This is a genomic window from Pseudomonas sp. SORT22, from assembly GCF_018417635.1.
Classification (GTDB): Bacteria; Pseudomonadota; Gammaproteobacteria; order Pseudomonadales; family Pseudomonadaceae; genus Aquipseudomonas.
This window is the reverse complement of the sequence record NZ_CP071007.1, coordinates 1,312,634-1,325,786: the sequence shown is the minus strand read 5'-3', so window position 1 is coordinate 1,325,786 and position 13,153 is coordinate 1,312,634. Positions and strand designations below refer to the sequence as shown.

At 64.0% G+C, this 13,153-nt stretch carries 12 protein-coding genes and 1 tRNA gene; 6 read left to right on the top strand and 7 right to left on the bottom strand.

Annotated elements, in window-relative coordinates:
- Positions 1 to 2 precede the first annotated feature (2 nt).
- On the bottom strand, positions 3 to 380 hold the full coding sequence (locus JYG36_RS06280; protein ID WP_213603390.1) for a hypothetical protein: 378 nt from the start codon (positions 378 to 380) through the stop codon (positions 3 to 5).
- Positions 381 to 593: 213 nt separating this feature from the next.
- Here JYG36_RS06280 and JYG36_RS06275 point away from each other — a divergent pair, with 213 nt between their 5' ends.
- The 5 genes from JYG36_RS06275 (at position 594) to JYG36_RS06255 (ending at position 4,460) form a co-directional block, all read left to right on the top strand.
- Complete coding sequence (locus tag JYG36_RS06275; protein WP_045197587.1) at positions 594 to 2,084, top strand: sensor domain-containing diguanylate cyclase; 1,491 nt, start codon at positions 594 to 596, stop codon at positions 2,082 to 2,084.
- The gene (locus JYG36_RS06270) at positions 2,081 to 2,302 is read left to right on the top strand and encodes a cysteine-rich CWC family protein (protein WP_045197585.1); all 222 of its coding nucleotides are present in this window, start codon (positions 2,081 to 2,083) and stop codon (positions 2,300 to 2,302) included. Before JYG36_RS06275 ends, JYG36_RS06270 begins: the two co-directional genes overlap by 4 nt.
- A 27-nt stretch (positions 2,303 to 2,329) precedes the next feature.
- The gene (locus tag JYG36_RS06265; RefSeq protein WP_213603388.1) at positions 2,330 to 3,022 is read left to right on the top strand and encodes a pseudouridine synthase; all 693 of its coding nucleotides are present in this window, start codon (positions 2,330 to 2,332) and stop codon (positions 3,020 to 3,022) included.
- Between the two features lie 322 nt (positions 3,023 to 3,344).
- On the top strand, positions 3,345 to 4,229 hold the full coding sequence (locus JYG36_RS06260; protein ID WP_213603386.1) for an alpha/beta fold hydrolase: 885 nt from the start codon (positions 3,345 to 3,347) through the stop codon (positions 4,227 to 4,229).
- Positions 4,230 to 4,386: 157 nt separating this feature from the next.
- A tRNA-Gly gene (locus JYG36_RS06255) sits at positions 4,387 to 4,460 on the top strand.
- A 58-nt stretch (positions 4,461 to 4,518) separates the two neighbouring features.
- On the opposite strand, the gene JYG36_RS06250 is transcribed toward JYG36_RS06255, so the two are convergent.
- A complete protein-coding gene (locus JYG36_RS06250; protein ID WP_213603384.1) occupies positions 4,519 to 4,923 on the bottom strand; it encodes a DUF2388 domain-containing protein in 405 nt (134 codons plus the stop codon).
- Between the two features lie 148 nt (positions 4,924 to 5,071).
- Here JYG36_RS06250 and JYG36_RS06245 point away from each other — a divergent pair, with 148 nt between their 5' ends.
- Positions 5,072 to 6,814: a SulP family inorganic anion transporter gene (locus JYG36_RS06245; protein ID WP_045197579.1), complete on the top strand. Its 1,743-nt coding sequence runs from the start codon at positions 5,072 to 5,074 to the stop codon at positions 6,812 to 6,814.
- A gap of 27 nt (positions 6,815 to 6,841) precedes the next feature.
- On the opposite strand, the gene JYG36_RS06240 is transcribed toward JYG36_RS06245, so the two are convergent.
- The 5 genes from JYG36_RS06240 to JYG36_RS06220 form a co-directional block, all read right to left on the bottom strand.
- Complete coding sequence (locus JYG36_RS06240) at positions 6,842 to 8,437, bottom strand: alpha/beta hydrolase-fold protein (protein WP_249744402.1); 1,596 nt, start codon at positions 8,435 to 8,437, stop codon at positions 6,842 to 6,844.
- 7 nt (positions 8,438 to 8,444) lie between these two features.
- Positions 8,445 to 10,859, bottom strand: a complete 2,415-nt coding sequence (locus JYG36_RS06235; protein ID WP_213603382.1) for a TonB-dependent receptor — start codon at positions 10,857 to 10,859, stop codon at positions 8,445 to 8,447.
- Positions 10,860 to 10,929: 70 nt separating this feature from the next.
- Positions 10,930 to 11,898, bottom strand: a complete 969-nt coding sequence (locus JYG36_RS06230; protein ID WP_093380007.1) for a FecR family protein — start codon at positions 11,896 to 11,898, stop codon at positions 10,930 to 10,932.
- On the bottom strand, positions 11,891 to 12,430 hold the full coding sequence (locus JYG36_RS06225; RefSeq protein ID WP_213603380.1) for an RNA polymerase sigma factor: 540 nt from the start codon (positions 12,428 to 12,430) through the stop codon (positions 11,891 to 11,893). The genes JYG36_RS06230 and JYG36_RS06225 overlap by 8 nt, the downstream gene beginning before the upstream one ends.
- A gap of 77 nt (positions 12,431 to 12,507) precedes the next feature.
- Positions 12,508 to 13,146, bottom strand: coding sequence for a LysE family translocator (locus tag JYG36_RS06220; RefSeq protein WP_045197570.1), 639 nt, complete (start codon positions 13,144 to 13,146; stop codon positions 12,508 to 12,510).
- Positions 13,147 to 13,153: the final 7 nt, after the last annotated feature.

Sequence of the window (13,153 nt, the reverse complement as noted above, 5' to 3'; positions counted from 1 at the left end):
CCTCAGCGGCGCCAGTTGCGATCCGGCCAGCCGTCACGGCTGCGCTCGTGACGTGACGATCCCTGGCGGTAGCGGTCATGGCTGCGCCCCGGGTAAGGCTTGTAGTAGTTATGCGGCGTTTCCCGGTAATAGCCGTGGGGCGCCGGACGGTAGTAATGCGGTGGCGGCGCGTAGTAACGCGGCGGTGGTGCCACGTAGTAGCGCGGCTGCGGCGCTACGTAATAGCCGCGGCTGTAGGGATACGACGGCCGGTAGTAACCCGGATAGCCATAGCGATCGGCGGTGTAGACCTCGGTGCGGTAGTAACCGTTACCTCCATAGGGGACACAGGCGGTGGTCAGCAAACCCAACACTGCAAGCAGCAAAAGTCGGCGATACATGGCGGCCTCCCGGACCGCGAAACTGCCCATCCCAGCGGCGCTGGTCGGCGTCGATCGGCAAGTGTTCATCGACATTGAATAAGACTGTCAAAACCAGGTCCGGTGCCATTGCTGCAATAAATTGATACAAGGCCGATACCCTTAAAAATCGTAAAGTTATTTTTCTGCCACACCACTAGAATGAAGGCCATTGGCCTACAGACCGGGAATGTCATGCCGCCTCGTTCCGCCCTGTTTTCGCAGCGCTCGCTGATCCTGACATTACTGCTGTTGCTCGCCTGCGGCTTCTTGGCGACCTCCCTGCTCAGCTACTTCGCCTCACGCAGCTCGATTCGCGACAACATCGTCAACACCGAGCTGCCGCTGACCTCCGATACGGTCTATTCGGAAATCCAGAAAGACCTGGTACGCCCGATCCTGATCTCGTCGATGATGGCTCACGACACCTTCTTGCGCGACTGGGCCCTGGGCGGCGAGCGCGACACCGCCCAGGTCACCCGTTACCTGGACGAAATCATGCGCCAGCACCACGCCTATACGGCGTTCTTCGTCTCCAGCAACAGCGGTATCTATTACCAGACCAAAGGCGTTCTGAAGAAAATCGACCCGCAAGAACCCCGTGATGCCTGGTACCAGCGGGTACTGAAAATGAACACGCCCTACGAGATCAACGTCGACCTCGACATGGCCAACCAGGACCGCCTCACGGTGTTCATCAACTACCGGGTGTTCGATTACGACGGCAAGTTCATCGGCGTTGCCGGCATCGGCCTGACGGTCGAGGCGGTGATCCGCCTGATCGACGATTACCAGCAGCGCTACCAGCGCCAGGTGTTCTTCGTCGATCCGCAGGGGCGTATCGTACTTACCGGCTCCAATGGCGGTCCCCATGGCGCCAGGACCGGGCAGCCGCTGGTCGAACTGGACGGGCTCGGGCAAATGCCACAACCGGTCAGCGGCAGCCATGAATACAACAGCAGCGATGGCCATAGTCATTTCCTCAACGTGCGCCTGGTGCCGGAGCTGAACTGGTACCTGTTCGTCGACAAGCGCGAAGACGGCGCCATGGATGCCATTCGCCAGTCGCTGTACCTGAACCTGGCGATCTGCGCGATGATCACCCTGGTGGTGTTGTCGCTGCTCAATGCCATGGTCAAGCGCCATCAGGACAACATCGAAGCCCTGGCCACCCTCGACAGCCTCACCGGCCTGCCCAACCGCCGTGGCTTCGACCTGCTGGCCGCGCAAGCGCTGCAGGAAGCCCAGCGCGAACCCAAGCCGCTGATCGCCCTGCTGATCGACCTCGACCACTTCAAGGCGCTCAACGACACCCATGGCCACCTGGCCGGCGACGAAGTGCTACGCCAGTTCGCCCAGGTGCTGGAGGAATGCCTGCGCCATGCTGATATCATCTGCCGCTGGGGTGGTGAGGAATTCATCGTGCTGCTCAAGGACACCGACAGCCAGAACGCCGCGGCGGTGGCCGAAAAAATTCGCAGCAAGACCGAGGCCCTGGCCTTTACCTATGCCGAGCAGCCGATCCACCTGACCGCCAGCATCGGCTTGAGCAACCTGCAGGCCGACGATACCCTGCACAGCCTGATCGCCCGCGCCGACCGTGCCCTGTACCGGGCCAAACAAAGTGGGCGCAACCGTGTCTGCAGCGAGATACCCCGAACCGACCATGAACAGCCCCGATCATGAATGACAGCCGCCGCTGCCCCGCCTGCGGCGCCAGCAACGATTGCAGCCTGGCCGACCCGCGCACGGCCGCCCAGGCCTGCTGGTGCTACGGCGTGAGCATCGACCCTAAGGTACTCGAAGCCCTGCCCGCCGAACTGCGCAACCAGGCCTGCCTGTGCCCGCGCTGCGCCGAGGTCGAGGCGCAATTGCAGGCAGCCAAGGCCACGCCAGCCGGTTAAACTGTCGCGCCCTGCACCTGGTTTTGTATGCGTCTCGATCGCTTCCTCAGCAACCTGCCCTGCTTCAGCCGTCAGCACGTGCGTTTGCTGCTGGTCGAACGGCGCGTGCGCGTGGATGGCCAGCAGGTCAGCGATCCACGCTTCCAGGTGCGCGAATTCAGCCGCATCGAGGTCGACGAGCAACTGCTGCAGGCCGGGCGCCCATTGCGCTACCTGATGCTGCACAAGCCCCAGGGCTGCGTCAGCGCCACCCAGGACCCGCAGCACCCCACGGTGATCGAGTTGATCGACCAAGCCGACACCGAAGATTTGCACATCGCCGGGCGCCTGGACTTCAACACCACCGGGCTGATGCTGCTGACCAACGATGGCCTGTGGTCGCGGCGCCTGACCCAGCCGCAGACCAAGCTGCCCAAGGTTTACTACGTCGAGACCGAGCAGGAGATCGGCGAGCACTACATCGAGAAATTCCGCCAGGGTTTCTACTTCGCCTTTGAAGACCTCACCACCCTGCCCGCCGAATTGACCTTGCTCGGCCCACGCAGCGCGCGCCTGAGCATCGTCGAAGGCCGCTACCACCAGGTCAAGCGCATGTTCGGCCACTTCGACAACAAGGTCGTGCGCCTGCACCGCGAACGCATGGGCCCGTTGCAGCTGGACCCCGACCTGCAGCCCGGTCAGTACCGCGCGCTCTACCCTGAAGAAATCCGGGCAATCTGAGCCTGCGACCGCCTGGCGGAAAATTTTCGTCAATTGCCCGAAAGGCACTTGCGGGTTGGCCGGGTGCCTGCTTGAATCCAATCGTCGGTCTGCATGTGACCAGCCAGTCACGATCGTAGTCCAAGACACCTTTTTGCCAGCGACCAGTGCCTCGAAGCCCCGGCGTCCGGCAGATTGCCCTCCTAGAACAATACCGGTCGACCAACGTGCCACATGGATCGACCAGGGCCCTCAGCTTCTCTTCAAGGCGTATGCCTACCTGTCATAAAGAACGCGCATCCTTGCATGTGCGAACACCCTTTTTGCGCCAGGAGTCGACGACATGAGGCCAGAAATCGCTGTGCTTGATATACAAGGTCAGTATCGGGTTTACACGGAGTTCTATCGCGCAGATGCCGCTGAGAAGACGATCATCCTGATCAATGGCTCGCTGGCCACGACGGCCTCGTTTGCCCAGACGGTGCGCAACCTGCACCCGCAATTCAACGTGGTGCTTTATGACCAGCCCTACGCCGGCAAGTCCAAGGCGCACAACCGCAACGAACACTTGCTGACCAAGGAAACCGAAGGGCAGATCCTCCTGGAGCTGATCGACCACTTTGGCGCCGATCATGTCATGTCCTTCTCCTGGGGCGGCGCCTGCACCCTGCTGGCCCTGGCGCACAAGCCGCGGCGCATCGAAAAGGCGGTGGTCAGCTCGTTCTCGCCGGTAATCAACGAACCGATGCGCGACTACCTCGAACGCGGCTGCCAGTACCTGAGCGCTTGCGATCGTTACCGGGTCGGCAACCTGGTCAACGACACCATCGGCAAGCACCTGCCGTCGCTGTTCAAGCGCTTCAACTACCGCCACGTCAGCAGCCTGGACAACCACGAATACGCGCAGATGCACTTTCACATCAACCAGGTGCTCGACCACGACCTGGGCAATGCCCTGCGGGCGGCGCGGGTGATCGACATTCCGGTGCTGTTCATAAATGGCGAGTGGGACGAATACACCACCACCGAAGATGCCCGCCAGTTCGGCCAACACGTGCGCAACAGCCACTTTCGCGAGATCCGCGCCACCGGCCACTTCCTCGACATGGAACACAAGGCCGCCTGCCGCGATACCCGCGAAGCCCTGCTGGGTTTTCTCAAACCTGCCCTGAAGGAATCGCGCCCGCGTTACAGCTACACCCAGGAGCATCATGCACTGGCTATCTGAGCGACACGGTCGCCGGTAGCGCAGCCTCCTGCATCAACGGCCCAAAAGGCCAAACAGAAGATGCACGACCTCGCGCTACTGGCCACCGGCAGATGACGCTTAAGCAACATAGGGCTTCAAATCGCGACGAAGTTCTGGTACAAAGTCAGCCCTGAAAGCGGGTGTCGTATAATGGCATTACTCCAGCTTCCCAAGCTGATAACGAGGGTTCGATTCCCTTCACCCGCTCCAGCTTCCTTCAGGTTTCAGCGCCGCTGAGGCCCTGGCCACCACTCTGGTGGCTGTTTCGCTAGATCCCCTTCGCTTCAACTGCTGCCAGCACCAGTATTCCCTGGGCCAGCTCGCGATCCGTTGCGCCTGGCGCACGCCCTTCGCTACGCAACCAGTTCAACGCCGATTCCAGATAGACACCCCGGTAAGCCCCGTCGCTGGCAATGAACGCCGCAGCATCGTCGCGAGCCTGCGCCATCACGCGTTTGCCATCTTTGCCGGAACTGGCCTCAGAGGCCATGGTGGGTCCATAAGTGGTTGCGCCAGTGAGCATGAAGGGCAGATAAAACGTGGCTCCAAGGGTCAACATGCCATCGACGTCGCCGCCGCTACCAAAGATGTCGCCCTGGCCCTGGGCGCTACAGCACCAGGCCAGGCTCAGCAACATTGCGCGCTTTTTCCAGCGATTGATCCTGCGTTCCATCGGTATCCATTCACTGTCCCTGTAATCGGCCGGCATTCTCCACGGCTTGAGCCAGACTTAACAGCAGTGTTTTTGACTTGGCGCCCTGCCCAGGCGCCGCGCGCTGCGCTTTAATAGCCCACCGCGAAACACTCGAAAGGATCCGTGCATGTTTCTCTCCCGCTGGCTGCCTGGCCTGGCCAATCTGTTGCAGTACCGCCGCGAATGGTTTCGTCATGACCTGCAGGCCGGCCTGTCGGTGGCGGCGATCCAGATTCCCATCGCCATCGCCTATGCGCAGATCGTCGGCCTGCCACCGCAGTACGGGCTGTACGCGTGCATCCTGCCGATGATGGTCTATGCGCTGATCGGCAGTTCGCGGCAGTTGATGGTCGGCCCGGATGCCGCCACCTGCGCCATGGTCGCCGGGGCCATTGCGCCACTGGCCATGGGCGACCCGGCGCGGCTGGCGCAGTTGTCGGTGATTGTCACCATCCTCGTTGGCCTGATGCTGATCGGTGCCGGGCTGGCGCGAGCCGGGTTCATTGCCAGTTTCTTCTCGCGACCGATCCTTATCGGTTACCTCAACGGTATCGGCCTGAGCCTGCTGGCCGGGCAACTGGGCAAGGTGCTGGGCTTTCAGATCGAGGGCAACGGCTTTGTCCTCAGCCTGATCAACCTGCTGCAGCGCCTGGGCGAAATCCACTGGCTGACCCTGGTGATCGGCGTTGCCGGGCTGGGTTTGCTGATCTGGTTGCCGCGCCGCTACCCGCGCCTGCCGGCGGCGTTGGTCACCGTGGCAGTGGCCACCCTGGTAGTCGGGCTGTTTGGCCTCGACCGCTTTGGCGTGGCGATCCTCGGCCCGGTGCCGGCCGGCATGCCGGAACTGGCCTGGCCGCAAACCAATCTGGAAGAAATGAAAAGCCTGTTGCGCGACGCCCTGGGTATCGCCACCGTGAGCTTTTGCAGCGCCATGCTGACTGCCCGCAGCTTTGCTGCCCGCCATGGCTATGCGATCAACGCCAACCATGAGTTCCTTGCTCTCGGGGTCACCAATATCGCCGCTGGGGTTTCCCAGGGCTTTGCCATCAGCGGCGCCGACTCGCGCACCGCGGTCAACGACATGGTCGGCGGCAAAAGCCAGTTGGTGGGGATTATCGCCGCCCTGGTCATCGCCCTGATCCTGCTGGCCTTCACCACGCCCATGGCCTGGATTCCCCAGGCTGCCCTCGGTGCGGTTTTGCTGATGGCCGGCTGGGGGCTGATCGATGTGCAGTCGCTGAAAAAAATCTACCGCCTCAGCCGCTTCGAGTTCTGGCTGTGCGTGCTGACTACCGTCGGCGTGCTCGGCGTCGGTGTGCTGCCAGGCATCATCATCGCTGTGACCCTGGCGATCCTGCGTTTGCTCTACAGCATCTACCAGCCTACCGATGCGGTGCTCGGCTGGGTGCCGGGCATCGAAGGCCAGGTCGACATCCGCCGCCACCAGGATGCGCGCACGGTGCAGGGGCTGGTGGTGTATCGCTTTGACGATGCGATCCTGTTCTTCAATGCCGACTACTTCAAGATGCGTTTGCTCGAGGCGGTGCAGCGCGAGGAGCAGCCGCGCGCGGTGCTGTTCGATGCCGAAGCGGTCAGTTCCATCGATGTCAGCGGTATTGCGGCCCTGCGCGAGGTGCGCGATACCCTGACAGCCCGCGGCATCTACTTCGGTATCGCCCGGGCACGCGGGCGCTTCTTGCGCATGCTGGTGCGCTCGGGGATCGCCCGGGAGATGGAGAACGGCTTGTTGTTTGGCTCGGTACGCTCGGGGATCCGGGCGTATCGGTTGTGGCGCAATCGCAGTCGCAGGGCAACGGTGCCGGGGATGGAAACGGCATCGCGGGGCAAGCCCGCTCCTACAGATGGGTAGGAGCGGGCTTGCCCCGCGATCGAGCCATTACCGGAGCTGACAGGCCTCGGGCACTTGCGCAACGTTGCCGATCAAACTGATCAAGCCACACGGCAAGCTGCCCCGCCACTGCAGGTAATCATGCCCGGCCGGGTACTCGACCTGCTCCACCGCATACCCCTTGGCCAGCAGCACGTCACGCAGATGGCGGTTGGTGTCGAGGATTTTCGGCCCTTCGAACAGGCCCGACTGCAGGTAAAAGCGCAGCGCTTGCCTGGGCGCCTTGACGTATTCGCGGGTGAGCCAGCCCGGCTCTTCGCCCTCACGTCCCCACCAGTAGGAACCGGACATGCTCAAGACATTGCCGAACAGCTGCGGGTGCTTGAGACCCAGGTAGGCCGACGCCAGGCCGCCGTAGCTGGAACCGGCCACCACCGTGCGTTCTGACGCTGCCGCAAGACCTTGCCGGCGCGCCCAGGGCATCAGTTCTTCAGCCATGAAGCGGGCGAACTGCGGGTTGGGCGGCAGTTCCTGCTGGCGGCTGAGGTCACTGGGGTTGGCGATGATCAACGCCGCGGTCGGCGCGATCAGGCCATCGGCGATCAGGTTGTCGAGAATCGTCGGGGTCGGCACCTGGCGGGTATAGGCGTGGGCATCGAACAGCACCAGCAAACCCTGGCCCTTGGCGCCCGGCTGCCACTGCGCCGGGCGGTACAGGTAAACGTCACGCTCGTTGCCGAGCAATTTACTGCTCAACACCTTGCGTTCCAGGCTGCCCCGAGCAATGCCGGGACGCTCGGCAACCCAGGGTTGCGCAGGCGCTGCCGCCAATTCCAGGCGTGAGCGCGAGAGGAACGGGTCGCCGCTGCCATCGGCAAAGCCGTTGGGGTTGAGTGGATCGCGGCGGGTGCTGGCGAGGATCATCCGCCGATCATCCGAGGCCGGCACGTCCGGGGCCATCTGGTAGCTCAAGCGCGCAGACGCCGGCAGCAGATAGCTGCGAAACCACACGTCGCTGTCGCCCAGGCGTTGCAGTTCATCATGATTGCCCGAGGGCGCGCCGAACACCCGCACGTTGTCCCGCGCTCCGCGCCAGAGGAAGGTCACCAGGGCCATGCCGGGCTGGTCTGCCACGCTTTCGACCATCGGCGTGCCCTGCTGCTGACGGGCCTGCCAGAAGGCTTCGGTACTCGCGCCCTGAGCCAGCTGTTGCTGCAACTCGCGCAGGGTCGGGCTTGGCAACGGGGCGGCCGTGCGCTTCTGCTCGCTGGCCGCGATTACTTGCTTCAGGGTCAGTGCATAAGTGGCTTGCGCGCGGCTGGCCAGCGCCTCGGCGCGCAGGCCATAGGCGCCATCGCGCTCGGCGATGAAAATGAACTCGCGCGGCTGGTCCTGGCCATCGATGAGCAGCCGTACAGGTTGGCCCTGGGCATCGAGCAGGCGCAGGCTGGCATCGCCCTGCAGCCGCCCCTGAACCAGGTCGCCGGCTTTGAGCTGCAAGGTCCAGACCGATTGCTGGCCCTGGGCAAAGCTGGCGCTGACGGTTTGCCCAGGTTGCAGGAGGTTGCCGCTACTGGCCATCGCGCTGCCACTCATGCACAGGGCCAGCGCCAGGGCGCAGCGCCATTGATTGAATATTTGCATGGTCACCTCAGAAATCGATGCTGGCGGAGAGTTTCAGCGTGCGCGGCTCGCTGACCGTGGCGTAACCGTCGTTGAACACTCCGGCCCAGTAGGCGCGGTTCTCGACGTTCTCCAGGCTTGCGCGCAGCACCACGTCCTTGCTGAGGATACGCGTGCTGTAGCGACCGCCGAGGTCATAGCGGGTCCATTGCGGGATCTTCAGGTCGTTGGCGCTATCGAGGTATTGCGAGCTGCTGTGGATGCCCAGCGCGGTCAGGGTCAGGCCCTGGATCCAGGGGGTGTCCCACTCGGCGCCGAGGTTGGCCGACCAGGCCGGCACGCCACGGGCGGTGTTGCCGTCAAAGCTGCCGCCAGCGGTGCGGGTCAGTTCGGCGCGGGTGTAGGTGACGCCACCGAGCAGGCGCACACTCGGGGTCAGCGAGCCGAACAGGTTCCATTCCACGCCACGGTTACGCTGCTCGCCATCGTCGGTGTAACGGTTGCTGGCGCGGTCCAGAAGCATGCTCGGCTTCTCGATCTGGAACACGCTGAGGGTGTGGGTGAAGTCGCCCAGGTCCCACTTGACCCCGGCCTCCATCTGCTTGGCCTTGTACGGGGCGAACTGCTCGCCGTAGTTGGCAGCGGCAAGGTCGGTGACCATGCCGCCCTGGGTCAGGCCTTCGATGTAGTTGGCGTACAGCGACACCGGCGCGTCCCAGGGCTTGAGCACAAGGCCCAGGGCCGGGGTCAGGGCGCGTTCGTCGTAGGCCGGGTTGCTCATCTTCTGCCGCACCCGTTGCGAACGCACGCCCAGGGTCAGCAGCACCTTGTCGTCGATAAAGCCCAGGGTGTCGGCGACGGCGAAGCTGGACAGGGTGTTGTCGCCGGTCTTGTCGCTGGAGCCGATATCGCCGGCAATGATCGGCTTGCCCGGGTGGTAGATGTTGGTCACGTATTTCTTGCTGGTGACGGTGGCGGCGCGGCCGATGTCCTGGTGCAGCAAGGTGGTGCTCAACACCACCTGGTGGTTCACCGGGCCGGTGACGAAGTTGCCACGTACCCCGGCTTCGGTGGACAGGCTGTGGGTGTAGCCGGCCTGGTTGTAGGTCTCGCCGCTGGCATCGCCGTTGGCGCCGGTGACGATCACCCGGGTGCCATTGAGAAAGCCCTTGTAGCGGGTGCGGGCGCTGCCGACGCTGGCGTAGGCGGTCCAGTCATCGTTGAGGTCGTATTCGCCGCGCAGCACCACGGCCTTGCTGACTTGCTTGGCGTAGATGCCGTCGAGGATGTTGGTGTCCGGTTTCGGCGCCTTGGTGACATGCCCCAGCTTGCTGAAGCCGGCCATCATCGGGCTGCCGTCTTCGAGCTTTTCATGGCTTTCGTAAGCGTCCAGCTCGAGCTTCCAGCCATCGCCGCGATAGTCCATGCCCAGCGACGCCAGGGTGCGGTCCTTGGACTGCTCGTCGACACCGGTTTCGCCGCTGCCGTAGACGCCGTTGAAGCGGATGCCGAAACGCTGCTCATCGCCCAGGCGCCGGCCCAGGTCGATATGGTTGGCGACATAACCGTCGGACACGTAGCTGCTGGTCAGGCGCGTCAGCGGTGCTTCGCCGGCGCGCTTGGGCACCAGGTTGATCACCCCGCCGACACCGCCGTTGGGCGCCATGCCGTTGAGCAAGGCGCCGGGGCCCTTGAGCACCTCGACACGTTCCAGAAACTCGGTCGCCACGTGGCCGTCTGGGGCCAGGCCGTACAGGCCGTTCAGCGCAAGCTCGGTGGAATCGAGGGAGTAGCCACGAATCATGAAGTTCTCGTAGGCGTGGCCTTCGCCGGTACTGAAGCGGATCGACGGGTCGTTGCGCAGCACCGCGCCAACCGTGCCGCTTTGCTGGTTCTCCATGTGCTGGGCGGTGTAGGCGGTGACGTTGAACGGCGTCTCCATCACCTCGCGATTGCCCAGCATGCCCAGCCGCGCGCCACGGGCGACCTGGCCACCGCTGTAGGCCTCGGGGATGCCGTTGGCGTTGCTGTTGGCGTTGATGTTCAGCTCGCCAAGGGTCAGGGCGCCATCGCTGTCGAGGCTGCGCAGAATGATCACGCCGTTCTCTTCGCTGGCCACCAGGCCACTGTTGGCCAGCAAGCGCTGCAAGGCCTGCTGCAAGGTGAACCGGCCCTGCAAGGCCGGGGCGCTACGGCCAGCCAGCAACTGGCTGTCGGCGGCGATGGCCACCCCGGCTTCGCGGGCCAGGGCATGCACCGCGGCTTCCAGGGACTGGCCCGGCAGGTTCAGGCTCAAGGCCTGCGCATCGGCGGCCAGAGCGCCGGCATCGGCCGCGCTCAACGGCAACAGGCTGGCGCTGCCCAGGGCACAGGCCAGCGCCAATCGACGCAGGGTGCCGGGAAAAGCCACAGGGTGTGCCGGGCGGGCATGGGGAAGCGACATGATCTGTCCTTGCAGAGGTGGGTTCAGCGATGAAGACGGGCCACCTCGGCGTTACCCCTCAAAATTATTTTCAGCGCCGTTGCAGGGTGCGCTGCTGCCCCTGGTTGACCAGGCTCACCGGGAGGATTTTCGGCAGCGCCTGCAGGAGCATTTCCGGCTGGTTGCTGGGGAAGCTACCGGTCAGGTGCAACTGGGCGGCGCTAGCCGCGAGGGTCACCGGTTGCAGGGCATAGGCGTTGACCTCGGCGATTACCTCGGCCAGCGGCGTATCGGTAAACGACCACCAGCCCCGCTGCCAATGCTCAAGACTCGCTGCAGCATGCGCATCAGCCCTGCGCGCGAGCAGGCGCCCATATGCGTCGAGGTTGATGCGCTCACCCGCCTGCAACACCTGCGAGCCCTCACGCAGGCCACGCACCTCGACCCGCCCGCGAGCCACCGCGACCTGAATCTCGCCACCGCGATCGCTGACGCTGAAGGCCGTGCCCAGCACTTCCACCTCGCCCAGGCGGGTGCTGATCAAAAACGGTCGCAAGCGCTCGCGCGCCACATCGAAATAGACATTGCCCTGCAGCAGGCGCACCTGGCGCAAGCCGTTGCTGTACTCGATGCGCAAGCTGGTTTCGGCCGCCAGCAACAATTGGCTGCCATCGGGCAGAATCTCCTGCCGCGGCGGCTCGGCATGCACGGTTTGCAGCAGGCGATCGAACTGCGGCGCACGCCGCCACAACCAGCCCAGCCAACTGGCCCCGGCCACCGCCACCAGCAAGCCGCCGCCCTGGCGCAGCAGACGCCGACGACTGAGATTAACCGGCTCCGGGGTTACTGCCGTGCGCAGTTGCGGGGTCAGCCGATGCACCAGTTGCCAGCGTTGTTCGGCCTCTTGCCAGGCCCGTTCGTGCTCACTGCTTTTGCCGCGCCAACGCTCCAGCTGGCCACGTGTCTGCTGCACCCGCTGCGGGTCGTCGCTGTTCAGCGCGGCCAGGTAGGTCAGGGCTTGCTGCACCTTGCGTGGAGAAACCGGCGACGACTCAGACATGCCGTGCCGCCAGGCTCAGCTCGGACAAATCGAACACCGCCCGGGCGATGTGCAGCTCTACGGCCTTGGCCGACAGCTCAAGTTCAGCACATACCTGGCGATGGGGCTGGCCGTGCAGACGCACACGGACGAACACCTCGCGGCGCAGGCGCGGCATGCGCTCGATACGCTCGATCAATTGCTGCAGCTGCTCGCGGGCGATGATGATGTCTTCGACGCTGGGGCTCAGCACATCGACGCGGCTCAGCCAGTCTTCCAGCGCCGCCAGCTCGTTGCTGCGCCGCCGGTACTGATCAATGCACAGATTGCGCGCGGCCTGGAACAGTAACGCCCGGGCGTTGACCACTGGCGCGTTCAGAGCATGGGCGTAAGCCTGGGCAAAGCTTGACTGGGCAATGTCGGCGGCATCATCCGGGTTGCGCAGACGGCCGCACAGGTAACGGCGCAGGTCGCTGTAATTGGCCAGCAGATCGTCGACGACCGCCTGCAGGGCCGGAGCAGCGGCGGTCCAGGGCATGGAGAGCGAAGTCATGAAGGTCCGGCGTGGAAGATGAACATGAATAGGAATTCATATCATTCTCACATACCTGTGCGGCCTTCTGCCAGCCCTCAGCTGTTGCGCGGCAGCAGCCCCGGCAAGGCGTGGGCCAGGGCATTGACGGCAAAGCCAATGAACATCACCCCGCAGGCGCGGGTGATCCACAGCTCGTAGCGGGTGTACAGGGTGCGCACATGACGGGCACCGACCACGCCGATCAGAATCAGGTAGGCCAGCAAGCCGCCAACAAAGCTCAGGGCGATCAAGGCTGGCAGCATCGACCAGTCCAGCGCTTCGGCGCGGCTCGAGAGCAAGGCGGTGAACGTCGCCACCGCCACCGGGTAGGCCTTGGGGTTGGTCAGGCCAAATACCACGCCATGCCAGAACGGCTTGCGCACCGGCCCCTGCTCGCCGTCGCCACTGCCCGGGCGGCTGCGCAAGGCGCGCATGCCCAGCCAGAACAGGTACAGGCCGCTGATCACACCGAGGATGTCGAACACCGAACTGCCGATTTGCCGGGCACCGACGATCGCCACCAATGCGGTACTGCACCACAGCACATCGCCGAGCAAGTGCCCGCAAAGAAACCCCGCGCCGGCGCGGCGCCCGCGGGTGGCGCCAATGCCGAGCACCGCCAGCACGCCGGGGCCCGGGGTAATACCGTAGATAAAACCGGAAGCGATTACCGCGAGCAGCAGCGAAAAGGTCATCGGGGCA

What these genes read in the sequence shown, in the direction of transcription:
- JYG36_RS06280 (WP_213603390.1), bottom strand. Translation starts at nt 380, where the DNA reads ATGTATCGCCGACTTTTGCTGCTTGCAGTGTTGGGTTTGCTGACCACC.
- JYG36_RS06275 (WP_045197587.1), top strand. Translation starts at nt 594, where the DNA reads ATGCCGCCTCGTTCCGCCCTGTTTTCGCAGCGCTCGCTGATCCTGACA.
- JYG36_RS06270 (WP_045197585.1), top strand. Translation starts at nt 2,081, where the DNA reads ATGAATGACAGCCGCCGCTGCCCCGCCTGCGGCGCCAGCAACGATTGC.
- JYG36_RS06265 (WP_213603388.1), top strand. Translation starts at nt 2,330, where the DNA reads ATGCGTCTCGATCGCTTCCTCAGCAACCTGCCCTGCTTCAGCCGTCAG.
- JYG36_RS06260 (WP_213603386.1), top strand. Translation starts at nt 3,345, where the DNA reads ATGAGGCCAGAAATCGCTGTGCTTGATATACAAGGTCAGTATCGGGTT.
- JYG36_RS06250 (WP_213603384.1), bottom strand. Translation starts at nt 4,923, where the DNA reads ATGGAACGCAGGATCAATCGCTGGAAAAAGCGCGCAATGTTGCTGAGC.
- JYG36_RS06245 (WP_045197579.1), top strand. Translation starts at nt 5,072, where the DNA reads ATGTTTCTCTCCCGCTGGCTGCCTGGCCTGGCCAATCTGTTGCAGTAC.
- JYG36_RS06240 (WP_249744402.1), bottom strand. Translation starts at nt 8,437, where the DNA reads ATGCAAATATTCAATCAATGGCGCTGCGCCCTGGCGCTGGCCCTGTGC.
- JYG36_RS06235 (WP_213603382.1), bottom strand. Translation starts at nt 10,859, where the DNA reads ATGTCGCTTCCCCATGCCCGCCCGGCACACCCTGTGGCTTTTCCCGGC.
- JYG36_RS06230 (WP_093380007.1), bottom strand. Translation starts at nt 11,898, where the DNA reads ATGTCTGAGTCGTCGCCGGTTTCTCCACGCAAGGTGCAGCAAGCCCTG.
- JYG36_RS06225 (WP_213603380.1), bottom strand. Translation starts at nt 12,430, where the DNA reads ATGACTTCGCTCTCCATGCCCTGGACCGCCGCTGCTCCGGCCCTGCAG.
- JYG36_RS06220 (WP_045197570.1), bottom strand. Translation starts at nt 13,146, where the DNA reads ATGACCTTTTCGCTGCTGCTCGCGGTAATCGCTTCCGGTTTTATCTAC.